Annotated in this window: 14 protein-coding genes; all 14 read left to right on the top strand. The window is 65.0% G+C overall.

What is annotated here, in order from left to right; all coding sequences use genetic code 11:
- Positions 1 to 289: 289 nt before the first annotated feature.
- The 14 genes from flhD to GCT13_RS17160 all read left to right on the top strand — a co-directional run bounded on the left by flhD (position 290) and on the right by GCT13_RS17160 (position 14,150).
- Entirely contained in the window at positions 290 to 610 is a 321-nt protein-coding gene (gene flhD, locus GCT13_RS17225) for a flagellar transcriptional regulator FlhD (protein WP_152760118.1), read from the top strand.
- Between the two features lie 148 nt (positions 611 to 758).
- A complete protein-coding gene (gene flhC / locus GCT13_RS17220; protein WP_152760116.1) occupies positions 759 to 1,370 on the top strand; it encodes a flagellar transcriptional regulator FlhC in 612 nt (203 codons plus the stop codon).
- A gap of 168 nt (positions 1,371 to 1,538) precedes the next feature.
- Complete coding sequence (gene motA / locus GCT13_RS17215; protein ID WP_321574418.1) at positions 1,539 to 2,399, top strand: flagellar motor stator protein MotA; 861 nt, start codon at positions 1,539 to 1,541, stop codon at positions 2,397 to 2,399.
- A 27-nt stretch (positions 2,400 to 2,426) separates the two neighbouring features.
- A complete protein-coding gene (gene motB / locus GCT13_RS17210; protein ID WP_227746880.1) occupies positions 2,427 to 3,596 on the top strand; it encodes a flagellar motor protein MotB in 1,170 nt (389 codons plus the stop codon).
- Between the two features lie 69 nt (positions 3,597 to 3,665).
- Positions 3,666 to 4,028, top strand: a complete 363-nt coding sequence (locus tag GCT13_RS17205) for a response regulator (RefSeq protein WP_090870542.1) — start codon at positions 3,666 to 3,668, stop codon at positions 4,026 to 4,028.
- Between the two features lie 78 nt (positions 4,029 to 4,106).
- Positions 4,107 to 6,419 (top strand): chemotaxis protein CheA, encoded by a 2,313-nt coding sequence (gene cheA / locus GCT13_RS17200; RefSeq protein WP_152760114.1) that lies wholly within the window; start codon positions 4,107 to 4,109, stop codon positions 6,417 to 6,419.
- Positions 6,420 to 6,453: 34 nt separating this feature from the next.
- On the top strand, positions 6,454 to 6,978 hold the full coding sequence (locus GCT13_RS17195) for a chemotaxis protein CheW (protein ID WP_321574417.1): 525 nt from the start codon (positions 6,454 to 6,456) through the stop codon (positions 6,976 to 6,978).
- A gap of 151 nt (positions 6,979 to 7,129) precedes the next feature.
- Positions 7,130 to 8,926, top strand: coding sequence for a methyl-accepting chemotaxis protein (locus GCT13_RS17190; RefSeq protein ID WP_152760110.1), 1,797 nt, complete (start codon positions 7,130 to 7,132; stop codon positions 8,924 to 8,926).
- 136 nt (positions 8,927 to 9,062) lie between these two features.
- Positions 9,063 to 10,004, top strand: coding sequence for a CheR family methyltransferase (locus GCT13_RS17185; RefSeq protein ID WP_152760108.1), 942 nt, complete (start codon positions 9,063 to 9,065; stop codon positions 10,002 to 10,004).
- Entirely contained in the window at positions 10,001 to 10,825 is an 825-nt protein-coding gene (gene cheD / locus GCT13_RS17180; RefSeq protein ID WP_152760106.1) for a chemoreceptor glutamine deamidase CheD, read from the top strand. The genes GCT13_RS17185 and cheD overlap by 4 nt, the downstream gene beginning before the upstream one ends.
- Positions 10,826 to 10,830: 5 nt before the next feature.
- Positions 10,831 to 11,925, top strand: coding sequence for a protein-glutamate methylesterase/protein-glutamine glutaminase (locus GCT13_RS17175; RefSeq protein WP_321574428.1), 1,095 nt, complete (start codon positions 10,831 to 10,833; stop codon positions 11,923 to 11,925).
- 69 nt (positions 11,926 to 11,994) lie between these two features.
- A complete protein-coding gene (gene cheY / locus GCT13_RS17170) occupies positions 11,995 to 12,390 on the top strand; it encodes a chemotaxis response regulator CheY (RefSeq protein WP_087736316.1) in 396 nt (131 codons plus the stop codon).
- Position 12,391: 1 nt separating this feature from the next.
- The gene (gene cheZ, locus GCT13_RS17165; protein ID WP_321574416.1) at positions 12,392 to 13,111 is read left to right on the top strand and encodes a protein phosphatase CheZ; all 720 of its coding nucleotides are present in this window, start codon (positions 12,392 to 12,394) and stop codon (positions 13,109 to 13,111) included.
- Between the two features lie 481 nt (positions 13,112 to 13,592).
- Positions 13,593 to 14,150: a DUF2844 domain-containing protein gene (locus GCT13_RS17160; RefSeq protein ID WP_152760104.1), complete on the top strand. Its 558-nt coding sequence runs from the start codon at positions 13,593 to 13,595 to the stop codon at positions 14,148 to 14,150.
- The last annotated feature ends 5 nt before the right edge of the window (positions 14,151 to 14,155 follow it).

Below are 14,155 nucleotides of genomic sequence, written 5' to 3'. Positions count from 1 at the left end.
GCGCATAATCCGCTTCCCAATCCTTTTGCACGCACTCGCGTGCAGGCGGCTCGCGCTTTCAATGCGCTTTTATGCCGTTTCAGATCCCGCATCAAAAATTTGTAGGAAAAAGACCTACAGAAATCCTGGATTTTTCCGTCAACCAATTGGGGCGGATGTCCGATTCCCGTTGGCTAGCCCTTTCGAGAAAATGCATGCTGACCATAAGCGTGCCGTTCGCTGTTTTTTTTAACGCGAGCGAGCAAACGTTTTACATAGGCCTGACCAGCCAGATCGAACCGGGGGATTCATGAGCGCTCAAAGCGACATGCTCAATGAAATTAGGGAAGTGAATTTGTCGTATCTGCTGCTTGCCCAGCGCCTGCTGCGCGAAGACAAGCCAATGGGCATGTTCCGCATGGGCATCTCAGAGCAGCTTGCCGACGTGCTCGCCAATCTGTCGCTCGCGCAGACCGTCAAACTGGCTGGGTCGAACCAGCTGCTGTGCCGCTTCCGCTTCGACGATCACCAGATCCTCTCGTCGCTTGCCGACAAGGGCAAAGCGAGCGTCGTCGCCCAGGCGCATTCCGCAATCCTGATGGCTGGACAGCCTGTCGAGCAGATCGGCTGATGCCGGCCGGCGCGCACGCGCCGCAGACACGCAGACAGACGCAATCCTACGCGCGCCGGCGACGGCGCTCTTTCACCGTTCCTGCCGGAGCGCGCCGCATCGCGCGCCGAAAAGGCGAAACGGGCCACGGACGCGGGAAGCGAGGCGGATGGCACAAAAAAGCGTGATGCTCGAAGTCAGGGAGATCACCCTGGCGATTGAACTGATCGAACTCGGCGCGCGCCTGCAGTTGCTCGAAGCGGAAACGACGCTGTCGCGCGACCGGCTCACCAGGCTGTACAAGGAAGTAAAGGGCGAGTCGCCGCCCAAGGGCATGCTGCCGTTCTCGACGGACTGGTTCACGACGTGGCAGCCGAACATTCACGCCTCGCTGTTCTACAACATCTACCGGTTCATGTCGCAGCGTGGCGGTTGCGAGACGATCCACTCGATCGTCAAGGCGTACCGGCTGTATCTCGAGCACGTGCGGCTGCACCTCGACGAGCCGGTGCTCAGTCTCACCCGTGCGTGGACGCTGGTGCGCTTCTTCGACTCCGGCATGCTGCAGGCGACGCCCTGCACCCGCTGCCGCGGGCATTTTGTCGCGCATGCGCATGACCCACATCAAGGCTTCGTATGCGGGCTGTGCGCGCCGCCGTCGCGGGCCGGCAAGACCCGCAAAGCCGCTGACGCCCACGGCGGCGGAACGCAAGCGGCCGTCGGCAAGCTGTCCGGCGCGGCCGCAGAAGCGCTGCCGGGCGGCGCCGAGGCGTCCGCGTGAGCGCGCGCCGCGCGGCTGATCCGCACGCGCGGCGGCTGATTTGCATGCGCTCGCGCGTCCTCTGGTTAACACCGCCCCGCCCCAGAATCCGATCCGCCAAAGTTTTCCAATCGTTTGCCGTAAACCTGAATAACGACGGTCTCCGTCGACTTTCGTGAGGGCTCGGCAGTGCTGATTTTCGTGGGAACACTCGTTACGCTGATGTCCGTCTTCGGCGGGTACGCGCTGGAGGGCGGCCACCTGGGCGCGCTCTTGCAGCCCGTCGAAGTGCTGATGATCGCTGGAGCGGGTCTCGGCGCGTTCATCCTCGGCAACGGGATGAAGACGATCAAGGCTACGCTGCGCGTGATTCCGACGCTGTTCAAGGGCGCCAAGTACAACAAGGACGTCTACATGGAGCTGATGGCGCTCCTCTACGTCCTGCTGGCGAAGGCGCGCAAGGAGGGCACGCTTACGCTCGAAGCGGATATCGACGATCCGCAGAAGAGCCCGATTTTCACGCAGTACCCGAAGATCCTGGCGGACCATCACATCGTCGAATTCCTGACGGACTATCTGCGCCTGATGGTCGGCGGCAACATGAACGCGTTCGAGATCGAAAGCCTGATGGACGAAGAGATCGAAACGCATCACGCCGAAGGCGAAGGACCCGCTCACGCGCTGATGAAGGTCGGCGACGCGATGCCCGCGTTCGGTATCGTCGCGGCCGTGATGGGCGTCGTGCACACGATGGCCTCCGCCGACAAGCCGCCCGCCGTGCTCGGCGAGATGATCGCGCAGGCGCTGGTCGGCACGTTCCTGGGCATTCTGCTTTCGTATGGCCTCATCAGTCCGCTCGCGAGCGTGGCCGAGCAGCGCGTCAAGGAGTCGACCAAGATGTTTCAGTGCATCAAGGTCACGATCCTCGCGAGCTTGAACGGTTACGCGCCTGCCATCGCCGTCGAATTTGGCCGCAAGGTGCTGTTCTCGACCGAACGTCCGTCGTTCGCCGAGCTGGAAGAGCATGTGCGCCGCGTGAAGGCGAAGTAACGGCGGACACGGGCGAGGAATCGGGCGATGAGCAAGGACAAGGACCGCGCAATCGTTGTTAAACGCGGTGCGCCGAAGAGAAGCGGCCATCACGGCGGCGCGTGGAAGCTCGCGTATGCGGACTTCATGACCGCAATGATGGCGTTCTTCCTGTTGATGTGGCTGCTCAGCTCGGCATCGACGGTGCAGTTGAAGGGCATTGCCGACTACTTCAATCAGCCGCTGAAGATCACGCTGTGGGGTGGCGACCGCAGCGCCGTCGATTCGAGCATGATGAAAGCCAGCGGCCGCGATATTTCGACCGACAAGGAAGGCATCACTCGCCAGAGCGACGGCTCGACGAACCGCGCCGAGCACACGGCAATGCGCGCCGACGACCAGGCGATGCAGCAGTTGCAGGGCGCCGTCGAGCGCCACGAGCAGGTGCGTCTGCACGACCTGCAGGTGAAGCTGATGGCTGCAATCGAAGCGAATCCGCTGCTGCGCCAGTTCAAGCAGCAGATTCGCATCGACTCGACGCTGCAAGGGCTGCGCATCGAAATCGTCGATACGCAGAAGCGCCCGATGTTCGCGACCGCGCAGGCCGTCGTGCAGCCGTACATGCGCGACATTCTGCGGGCGATCGGCAACACGCTGAACGATGTGCCGAACCGCATCGTCGTGCAGGGCCACACCGACGCCGTGCCGTATGCAGGCGGCGACAAGGGCTATAGCAACTGGGAACTGTCCGCGGACCGCGCGAACGCATCGCGCCGCGAGCTGATCGCGGGCGGCATGGACGAGACCAAGGTGTTGCGCGTGCTGGGCCTCGCGTCGACGCAGAACCTGAACAAGGCCGATCCGCTCGATCCGGAGAACCGGCGCATCAGCATCATCGTGCTGAACAAGCGGTCGGAAGAAGCAATGATGCACGACGACACGTCGTCGACCACCCTGTCGAACGACGCAGCCGGCGCCGGCAAGCCGCTGCTGCAAAAGATCACGCAGCCCGCTCCGCAACAAGGGCAACAACCCGGACCGCAACCGGCCTTGCGATCCGGTGTGAACGGAGTGAAGTCCGGCTCGCAATCCGCTTCGCCGCTGGCGTCGCCGCAGGCCGCAGCGCCTGACGCGAAGGAGAACGGCGCGGCCGAAGCGGCCGTGGTCGAGCAAAGCGTGGCTGGCAAGGGCGCGGCGCCTGCGACGGCGACGCAATGACAGACAGCGGATCGCGGATGCGCCACGGAAGGCGCAGCCGCGATCCATCGTGAGCGCAGTGAGGATGGAATGATCAGGCACATTCTGGCAATCGACGATTCGGCGGCGATGCGGCAAATCCTTGCCGCGACGCTGACGGGTGCCGGCTATCAGGTGACGCTCGCGGCCGACGGCGACGAAGGGCTCGAAAACGCGCTGGCGATGCCGTTCGATCTCGTGCTGACCGATCAGCACATGCCGGGCAGAACCGGCCTTGATCTGATCGCCGCGCTGCGCGGCAATCCGGCATATCGCACGACGCCGATCCTCGTCCTGACGACGGAATCCGGCGAGCCGTTCAAGGCGGCGGCACGCGACGCGGGCGCGACGGGCTGGATCGAAAAGCCGCTCGACCCCGACATGCTGACCGAGCTGGTCGCGGCGCTCGCGTGAGCGCGGCGGCGGGCAGGCGGCAAACGACAAATGGAAGTGGCATAGCAAGCCAGACAGGACTTTCGCGGTGACACAGGCATGACACTCGACATCACTCAGTTCTATCAGACGTTCTTCGACGAAGCGGACGAACTGCTCGCGCAGATGGAGCAGCTGCTCCTGAATCTGAACGTCGGCCAGCCCGATCCCGAGGATCTGGCGGCCATCTTTCGCGCGGCCCACTCGATCAAGGGCGGCGCGGCGACGTTCGGCTTCACCGCGCTGACCGAGACGACGCACATTCTCGAATCGCTGCTGGACCGCGCGCGCAACAACGAACTCGTGCTGCGCAAGGACATGATCGACACGTTCCTCGAAACGAAGGACGTGCTCTCGGGCCAGCTCGCCGATTACCGCGCGAGCGCCGAGCCGGATGCGGCCGTCGCGGCCGCGATCTGCGCGAAGCTCGAACGGCTGAACGCTGAAAACAATGGCGCGGCGCCCGCGCAAGCCGCTGCGCCGGCATCGGCGGCAGCGCCGGCCGTGCCGCAACCGGCCGCGAACGGACATGCGCCGGAACACGTCGTCGAACAGGCAGTAGAAGCCGCAGGCGATTGGGCAGGCAACGAACCGGCAAAGACCGGCGCTGCGCCATCCGATGCGGCCGCAGGACCCCATCTGAAAATTACGCTACGGGGCGTTGGGGAAAAGGACCAGGCACTCCTGACCGAAGAGTTGGGCAACCTGGGCCGAATCGTCGGGCAGGTGAAGACAGGCGGCGACATCACGCTGTGGCTGGAATCCGATGTGTCGTCCGACGACATTGTCGCCGTGTGCTGTTTCGTGATCGACGAAAGTCAGATCGAGATCGGCCGCGGCGCGGCGCCGGCCAACGACGCGGAACAGGACGCGCCTCACGCGCCTGAAGCCGCGCCGGTTGCGCAGGCATCAGCGGGGGGCATGGCGAGCGGCGGCGCGGGGGCGCCTGCCGCAGTCGTGCAGCCGGTCGTCGCGGCAGCGGCTGTTGCAGCAGCGGCGGCGCCTGCCGTGGCTGCGCAGCCCGTCGCTCAACTGGCTGTGGAGAAGGCCGTTCAGCCTGCCGCAGCCGCAATCGTTACACCCGCTGCGGAGGCACCGCAGCCGGCAGCGGCCGCGTCGAAGGCAGCGCACGCATCCGCCGAAGGCGATCGCAAGGCGCGTCCTGCGGCCGCCGCGAATGCGGAAGGCAGCTCGATCCGCGTCGGCGTCGAGAAGGTCGACCAGTTGATCAACCTCGTCGGCGAACTGGTGATCACGCAGGCGATGCTCGCGGAAACGACCAGCACGTTCGACCCGGCGCTGCACGACCGCCTGTTCAACGGCATGGCGCAACTGGAGCGCAACGCGCGCGATCTCCAGGAGGCCGTGATGTCGATTCGCATGATGCCGATGGATTACGTCTTCAGCCGCTTCCCGCGTCTCGTGCGCGATCTGGCGGCGAAGCTCGGCAAGCAGGTCGAACTCGTCACCTTCGGTCAGGCGACCGAACTCGACAAGAGCCTCATCGAGCGCATCATCGATCCGCTCACGCACCTCGTGCGCAACAGCCTCGATCACGGCATCGAAACGGTCGAAGCGCGCAAGGCGGCAGGCAAGGATTCGACGGGCCAGCTCGTGCTGTCGGCGGCGCATCACGGCGGCAACATCGTGATCGAAGTGAGCGACGACGGCGCGGGCCTGCGCCGCGACAAGATTCTCGCGAAGGCCGTCAAGCAGGGCATGGCCGTCAGCGACACGATGACCGACGAAGAAGTCTGGAACCTGATCTTCCTGCCGGGCTTCTCGACGGCCGAGCAGGTGACGGACGTGTCGGGCCGCGGTGTCGGCATGGACGTGGTGAAGCGCAACATCCAGGCGATGGGCGGCCACGTCGAAATCACGTCGCACGCGGGCAAGGGCAGCACGACGCGCATCGTGTTGCCGCTCACGCTGGCGATTCTCGACGGCATGTCGGTGAAGGTGGGCAGCGAGATTTTCATCCTGCCGCTGAACTTCGTGATGGAGTCGCTGCAGCCGCGCGCCGACGACATCTACACCGTGGCGAACGGCGAGCGCGTCGTGCGCGTGCGCGGCGAATATCTGCCGCTCGTCGCGTTGCACGAAGTGTTCTCGGTCGACGACGCGCGCACCGATCCGACGCAGGGCATCGTCACCATCATGCAGACGGAAGGACGCCGGTTCGCGATGCTGATCGACGAACTGGTCGGCCAGCAGCAGGTGGTGGTGAAGAATCTCGAAACGAATTACCGCAAGGTACACGGCATTTCCGCCGCGACGATTCTCGGCGACGGCAGCGTCGCGCTGATCGTGGACGTGGCGGCACTCAATCGCGAATCGCGGGCGTCGCACGGCGCGTCGCTCGCGTTCGCCTGACATTCAACTCATCCCGACTGTTTTGGGGGCTAACGTGGCAGAAGTCCAATCCATCAATTCGAGCGGCGTGGCCGGCTCGAACGGCCGCCGCGACGCGCAGGCCGACGCGAGCGGTCAGGAGTTCCTGATCTTCACGCTCGGCGCCGAAGAGTACGGCATCGACATCCTGAAGGTGCAGGAAATTCGCGGCTACGAGAGCGTGACGCGCATCGCGAACGCGCCGGATTTCATCAAAGGCGTGATCAATCTGCGCGGCATCATCGTGCCGATCGTCGACATGCGCATCAAGTTTCACCTCGGCCGCGTCGAGTACGACCATCAGACCGTCGTGATCATTCTGAACGTCGCGGGCCGCGTGGTCGGCATGGTCGTGGACGGCGTCTCCGACGTGCTGACGCTCGCCAACGACCAGATCATGCCCGCGCCGGAATTCGGCGCGACGCTGACGGCGGAATATCTGACGGGCCTCGGCACCGTCGACGGCCGCATGCTGATCCTGATGGACATCGAAAAGCTGATGACCAGCCGGGAAATGGCATTGATCGAAACGCTCGGCTAGTCACGCGGGCCGCAGGAACGCTGCAAGAACGACAGCTATGCATGGGGAGCAGAGCAAGCGCTAAAGCGCTGACTCTGGTCGACAGCTGTGCATGGGACCGGAGCAAGCGTTAAAGCGCTACCTCCGGTACAGCAAAATCAGGGAGCAGAAAATGCTGAGCAGATGGTCGATCCGGACGACGCTGACGGTCATGGGGATCATTCTCGTTGCACTGACAGTGATCGTCGGGGCGCTTGGGCTTACAGCGCTGAGCCACTCGGGCGACGCGCTGGACGGCATGGCGCACGGCGACATCGTGGCGATCCGTACGCTGAACGACTCGTCGTCGTACATGCTGCGCGCGCGCGTCACGTTCGACCGTGTCAACGCGCTGACGGCGGCGGGCGAGATCGAGCAAACGAAGCAGGTGCTCGAACGTGCGGCCACACTGCTCGGCAAATCGAACGAAAACTGGCAGGCGTTCCTGAATACCCCGAAGAAGGGTATCGATCAATCGCTGGTCGATGCGGTGGTTGCGAAGCGCGCGTCGCTGATGAGCGACGGCGTGAATCCCGAATTCGCGGCGCTGCGCGCAAGCGACCTGTCCGGCTATCACGCGATCGCCGACACGAAGATCAGCCCGATGTTCGTCGCGTATGACGACGCCGTCAGCCCGATGATCAAGGCATTGCAGGCGCACGCCGAGCAGCAGCAGGCGAGCGCCGCCGAGCAGATGGCAACGATGCGCGCGCTGATCATCGGCGTCGTGGTGCTCGCTGTGGTGCTGGTGATCGGCATCCGCTTCGCGCTGCGCGGCATGATCGTGCAGCCGCTGAACGACGCGATCGCGTGCTTCGAGCGCATCTCGAAGGGCGATCTCACGCAGCAGGTGAACACGTCGGGCACGAATGAAATCGGCCGCCTCTTCCGGGCAGTCGGCCAGATGCAGCAAAGCCTGTCGGCGATGCTCAAGTCGATGCACGCGAGCGTCGAGTCGATCGACACGGGCGCGCGCGAAATCTCGATGGGCAACACCGATCTGTCGCAGCGCACGGAACAGCAGGCGGCCTCGCTGCAGGAAACGGCATCGAGCATGGAGCAGCTGACGGGCACCGTGCGCCAGAACGCCGAGAACGCGCGCCAGGCGAGCCAGCTTGCCGTGAACGCGTCGGATATCGCGACGCGCGGCGGCGAAGTGGTGAGCCAGGTCGTCAGCACGATGCAGGACATCGCGACCAGCTCGAACAAGGTCGTCGACATCATCAGCGTGATCGAAGGCATCGCGTTCCAGACGAACATTCTCGCGCTGAACGCGGCCGTCGAAGCGGCGCGCGCGGGTGAGCAGGGCCGCGGTTTCGCGGTCGTCGCGGGCGAAGTGCGCAGCCTCGCGCAACGCAGCGCGAGCGCGGCGAAGGAAATCAAGGAGCTGATCGGCGACTCGGCCGACAAGGTGCAGAGCGGCTCGGCGCTCGTCGGCCGCGCGGGCACGACGATGGACGAAATCGTGCAGGCCGTGCGCCGCGTGACGGACATCATGGGCGAGATCAGCGCGGCATCGGAAGAGCAATCGGGCGGCATCGAGCAGGTCAACCGCGCCGTCGTGCAGATGGACGCAGTGACGCAGCAGAACGCGGCGCTCGTCGAGCAGGCGGCGGCAGCGGCGGCGTCGCTCGAAGAGCAGACGCGCTCGTTGCAGACGGCCATCGGGCACTGGCACGTGAATGGCGCGCAATCGGCGCGCGCGGTGGCCACGCCGTCCGCGAACGCAGCGAAGAGCCGTGTGAAGGCAGCCGTCGCGCAGGCGGCGAAGCCCGCGCAGGCTGCCGTCGCGAAGACGGAAGCGGCAGCGCCCGCGCCGTCACGCGTCGAACCGGCCGTCAGAAAGACACCCTTGACGTCGGCGGAACCCACCGCGCGTCAGACGGCGAAAGCAGCCTCCACGTCCGATGCCGATTGGGAAACGTTCTGACGAAAGACACATGGATAGATCAGATTGCCGGCACATCACGCAGTGCCGGCGACAACGCAGGCAACATTGAACGCAACAGCGGCAAGAGCAGAATCGACGGGCAGTGCGGCGCTCGCTGTGGCAGACGGAAAACATCATGATGGCAACGCGCGCGCAAGCACGCCCTGAACGGGCAGAGCCGGCGAAACCCGGCGAACAGGCTCGCGATTTCGAATTCACATCGGCGGATTTCGCCCGCATTCGTGAGCTGATTCACCGCAGCGCGGGCATTTCGCTGTCGGATCACAAGCGCGACATGGCGTATAGCCGGCTCGCGCGGCGTCTGCGCGCGCGCGGGATCGATTCGTTTCGCCAGTATCTCGATCTCCTCGAATCGGACAACGATCCCGCCGAGTGGGAAGCGTTCACGAACGCGCTCACGACGAACCTCACCGCGTTCTTTCGCGAAGCCCATCACTTTCCGATTCTCGCCGACTTCGTCGCGCGCCGGCCGGGGCCCGTGTCGGTCTGGTGCTCGGCGGCATCGACGGGCGAAGAGCCGTATTCGATCGCGATGACGCTGATCGAAGCGCTCGGCGATCACGCCGCGCGCCAGGCAAGCGTGCTCGCAACCGACATCGACACGCAGGTGCTCGCCAAAGGCGAGGCGGGCATGTACCAGTTCGACCAGGTCAAGCATCTGTCGCAGGAACGGCTCAAGCGCTTCTTCCTGAAGGGCACGGGCGCGCATGCGGGCATGGTGAAGGTGCGTCCCGAACTGCGCGCGATGATCCGCTTCGAGCAACTGAATCTGACCGAGCGCGACTACAGGCTGAACACGCAGTTCGACGCGATCTTCTGCCGCAACGTGATGATCTATTTCGACAAGCCGACACAAGGGCAGGTGCTCTCGCGCTTCGAGCCGCTCGTGAAGCCGGGCGGCCTGCTGTTCGCCGGCCACTCGGAGAACTTCACGTATGTCACGCAGGCGTTCCGTCTGCGCGGGCAAACCGTCTACGAACTGACCCGCGATGCAGGCGCGGCGCGCACGGCTCATCGTGCGGCGAGCCACGGCGCGACGAGCGGGGTGCCCGCATGAGCAGCACCCTGCCGATCGCAACGAATCTCTATTTCGACAATCACTTCAAGCGCCCGGGCGTCAAGCTGCTGCCGAACGAGTTCTACACGACGAACGAAGACATGGTGCTCGTCACGGTGCTCGGCTCGTGCGTGGCCGCTTGCATCCAGGATCGCACGGCGGGGATCGGCGGGATGAATCACTTCATGCTGCCCGACGACGGCGCCGACGTCGCGCAGGCCGCTTCCGACTCGATGCGCTACGGCGCCTACGCGATGGAAGTGCTGATCAACGAGCTGATCAAGGCGGGCGGCCGTCGCGAGCGTTTCGAGGCGAAGGTGTTCGGCGGCGCGGCCGTGCTCGCGGGCATGACGACGATGAACATCGGCGACCGCAACTCCGCATTCGTGCGCCGCTATCTCGCGCTCGAAAAGATTCGCATCGTCGCCGAAGACCTGGAAGGCAACCATCCGCGCAAGGTCGCGTTCATGCCGCGCACGGGCCAGGTGATGGTCAAGAAGCTGCGTCTGCAACAGGAAGCCGGTGTCGCGGAACGCGAGCAGGCGCTCGCGCGGCAGACGGCCGAAGCGCGCGCCGAGCGGCTCGCAAAGGCGCGCGCGCGTGTCGAGCTGTTCGCGGCGCCCGCTGCGGGCAAGCCGCGCATCGAGTTGTTCGGCGCGGACGCATCGGCTGCCGCAAACCCGGGGGCAAATCCGGCGACAAGCCCGAATGCGGGCACGGGCGCGGCGCGTCCCGCCGGCGCGAAGCCGCGTATCGAATTATTCGGCGCGTCCGCGCGCCCGACTCAATCAAACAACGCCAGGACCGTAGAGGAGGCGTGAGCGCTGTGCAAAAGATCAAGGTATTGTGCGTCGACGATTCGGCGCTGATTCGCAGTCTGATGACGGAAATCATCAACAGCCAGCCCGACATGACGGTCGTCGCCACCGCGCCCGATCCGCTCGTCGCGCGCGAGCTCATCAAGCAGCACAACCCCGACGTGCTGACGCTCGACGTCGAAATGCCGCGCATGGACGGCCTCGATTTCCTCGAAAAGCTGATGCGTCTGCGTCCGATGCCTGTCGTGATGGTGTCGTCGCTGACGGAGCGCGGCTCGGAAATCACGCTGCGCGCGCTCGAACTGGGTGCCGTCGATTTCGTCACGAAGCCGCGCGTCGGCATTCGCGACGGCATGCTCGAATACGCGGAAAAGCTCGCCGACAAGGTGCGCGCCGCTGCCCGCGCGCGCGTGCGCCAGGCGGCGCCCGCGCATCACGCGCCCGCAGCCGGTCATGCCGCAGCGTCGGCCGCGCCGCACGCGCCGCTCTTCAACAACCCGCTCGTGTCGACGGAAAAGCTGATCATCGTCGGCGCATCGACGGGCGGCACGGAAGCGATCCGCGAAGTGCTGATGCCGCTGCCCCCCGATGCGCCCGCCGTGCTGATCGCGCAGCACATGCCGCCCGGATTTACAAAATCTTTTGCGCAACGCCTTAATGGTTTGTGCCGGATTACCGTTAAAGAGGCTGAGCACGGTGAACGCGTGCTGCCGGGACATGCGTACATCGCGCCCGGCCACGCTCACCTGCTGCTGGCCCGCAGCGGCGCGAACTATATCGCGCATCTGTCAGACGACCCGCCCGTCAACCGGCATCGTCCGTCTGTCGATGTGCTGTTCCGCTCGGCCGCGCTGCATGCCGGGAAGAACGCCGTCGGCGTGATTCTCACGGGCATGGGGCGCGACGGCGCGGCGGGCTTGCTCGACATGCGCAAGGCGGGCGCGTACACGCTCGCGCAGGACGAAGCGAGCTGCATCGTGTTCGGCATGCCGCGCGAGGCGATCGCGATGGGCGCCGCGGACGAGATCGCGCCGCTTTCGGAAATGAGCCGGCGCGTGATGGCGCGTCTTGCTGCAATGGGTGATCGCGTTCAGCGCGTATGATGCGGCCTCGGCCAAATGTTTGAGATGGGCCAGTGACCGCACCATCTGGATTGGAAAAAGGAACAGGACATGGATAAGGGAATGAAGATTCTGGTTGTGGACGACTTTCCGACGATGCGCCGGATCGTCCGCAATCTGTTGAAGGAACTGGGCTACTCGAACGTCGACGAAGCGGAAGACGGCGCAGCGGGCCTCGCGCGTCTGCGCGGCGGCAGCTACGAATTCGTGATTTCCGACTGGAACATGCCGAACCTCGACGGCCTCGCGATGCTCAAGGAAATCCGCGCCGATGCGTCGCTCGCGCATCTGCCCGTGCTGATGGTCACGGCCGAATCGAAGAAGGAAAACATCATCGCCGCCGCGCAGGCGGGCGCGAGCGGCTATGTCGTGAAGCCGTTCACGGCCGCGACGCTCGACGAGAAGCTCAACAAGATCCTCGAGAAGATGGCGAAAGCCGGGAGCTGATGTGAACCCATCGATCAACGAGCAAGGCGCCAGGGAAGACGGCTCCGAGCTCGCGACCGACCGCATCCTTGCACGCATCGGACAGCTCACGCGCACGCTGCGCGATTCGATGCGCGAGCTGGGGATCGACAAGCACGTCGAGCGCGCGGCTGAAGCGGTGCCGGACGCTCGCGACCGTCTGAAATACATCGCGACGATGACCGAGCAGGCAGCCGAGCGCGTGTTGTCGTCGATCGAGGTCGCGAAGCCTATGCAGGAGCAGTTGCAGCAGGACGCGGCCGCTCTCGACGCGCGCTGGGAGCAGTGGTACTCGGCGCCCATCGAGCGCGAGGAAGTGCGCGCGCTGATGAACGACACGCGCGCGTTCCTGCGCGGCGTGCCAGAAATCACGTCCGCGACCAACGCCCAGCTGCTCGAGATCATGCTGGCGCAGGACTTCCAGGATCTGACGGGCCAGGTCATCAAGAAGATCACCGACGTCGTGTACCTGATCGAGCAACAGCTTCTCGGCGTGCTGATCGACAACATCGCGGCCGAGCGGCGCGAGCAGTTCGCGGCGACAGCGGCGCAGCTCGTGGCGGAAGCCCAGCACGACCCGATCTCGCCGACAGGCAGCCCGCAGAGCCTGTTGAACGGTCCGCAGATCAACCCGGAAGGCAAGGCCGACGTGTTGCAGGATCAGAGCCAGGTCGACGATCTGCTTGCCAGCCTCGGCTTCTGAGGCGACTGGCTTTTTCTGAGGCGTTCTGCTTCTTCCAGGTCGCCCGGCTTCTCCTGAGGCCGGCCGGAAATGGCCGGCCTGCCCGCTGCGACGGCGCGCGCGTCTCGCCGCGCCGCTCCGCTCGAAGCGTTTCTCAGTGTCCTTTGCGGCCCAATACAAGCCCAGTCTTTTCCTTCGATCTTGTCCGCGAACGCCCACCCGGGCGTTCGCTTCAGGCCTCGCGCGACACTGTGAGCGCCGTTTCGATACCTTCCGCACCGATGCTCACCGCATCGGCGCACGCCCGTTCGTGCGGTCGCACACCGCTCCGCTTCATCAACCGCTGGCATACTACGGCCGGGGGAGGATGGTGCGTGACCGCGCTCGACGCCGTCCGGCACGGTGCACGCGTGCGCAGCCGCGCCGGTTCCTCCTGAATGAACAGACCGGGTCCGTGAACTGCTGGCACTGTCCGGTGTCGATTGGGGGGAGGAATAGAACCATGTCGATTAGCTTTAGCCGTGCCGCTGTCTTTTCAGCGTTTGGATTGTGTTGTGCGCTTCCGGGCCTGCTCGTCTCGCAGCCTGCCAGCGCCGCCTTGGGCGGCAGCCCGATGACGCCGCCCGCCGGGTCGAGCGCGACGACCCAGACGGTGCCCGCGCCGTCAGGCGTCGCCGTGATGCGCAGCGCGTCGGCCGGCTCCGCCGCATCTGCTTCGTCTTCTTCCGCCAGCACCTCCGCGTCGTACACGGTGCGCGAGACCACGCTCGGCAACGGCACCGTCGTGCGCGAGTACATCTCGACGGCCGGCAGCGTCTTCGGTCTCGCATGGAGCGGGCCGCAAATGCCCGACCTTTCCGACCTGCTCGGCAGCTATTTCCCGCAGTACGTGGCGGGCGTGACGAATGCACGCCAGTTGCGCGGCGGCGGACACGGCCCCGGCATCGTGCAGGACAACGGGCTCGTCGTGCATTCGGGCGGCCATATGGGCGCTTTCTCCGGCCAGGCTTACCTGCCGCAGGCACTGCCGGCTGGCGTAAGCGGCACCGATATCAAGTGACGACG

The organism is Paraburkholderia franconis, from assembly GCF_009362735.1.
GTDB classification, from domain to species: Bacteria; Pseudomonadota; Gammaproteobacteria; order Burkholderiales; family Burkholderiaceae; genus Paraburkholderia; species Paraburkholderia franconis.
The sequence above is the reverse complement of the archived record's forward strand: the minus strand, read 5'-3'. Positions and strand labels throughout refer to the sequence as shown.

Excerpts from the sequence above, each read along its gene's own strand:
- flhD (WP_152760118.1), top strand. The coding sequence starts at position 290 with ATGAGCGCTCAAAGCGACATGCTCAATGAAATTAGGGAAGTGAATTTG.
- flhC (WP_152760116.1), top strand. The coding sequence starts at position 759 with ATGGCACAAAAAAGCGTGATGCTCGAAGTCAGGGAGATCACCCTGGCG.
- motB (WP_227746880.1), top strand. The coding sequence starts at position 2,427 with ATGAGCAAGGACAAGGACCGCGCAATCGTTGTTAAACGCGGTGCGCCG.
- GCT13_RS17205 (WP_090870542.1), top strand. The coding sequence starts at position 3,666 with ATGATCAGGCACATTCTGGCAATCGACGATTCGGCGGCGATGCGGCAA.
- cheA (WP_152760114.1), top strand. The coding sequence starts at position 4,107 with ATGACACTCGACATCACTCAGTTCTATCAGACGTTCTTCGACGAAGCG.
- GCT13_RS17190 (WP_152760110.1), top strand. The coding sequence starts at position 7,130 with ATGCTGAGCAGATGGTCGATCCGGACGACGCTGACGGTCATGGGGATC.
- GCT13_RS17185 (WP_152760108.1), top strand. The coding sequence starts at position 9,063 with ATGATGGCAACGCGCGCGCAAGCACGCCCTGAACGGGCAGAGCCGGCG.
- cheD (WP_152760106.1), top strand. The coding sequence starts at position 10,001 with ATGAGCAGCACCCTGCCGATCGCAACGAATCTCTATTTCGACAATCAC.
- cheY (WP_087736316.1), top strand. The coding sequence starts at position 11,995 with ATGGATAAGGGAATGAAGATTCTGGTTGTGGACGACTTTCCGACGATG.
- GCT13_RS17160 (WP_152760104.1), top strand. The coding sequence starts at position 13,593 with ATGTCGATTAGCTTTAGCCGTGCCGCTGTCTTTTCAGCGTTTGGATTG.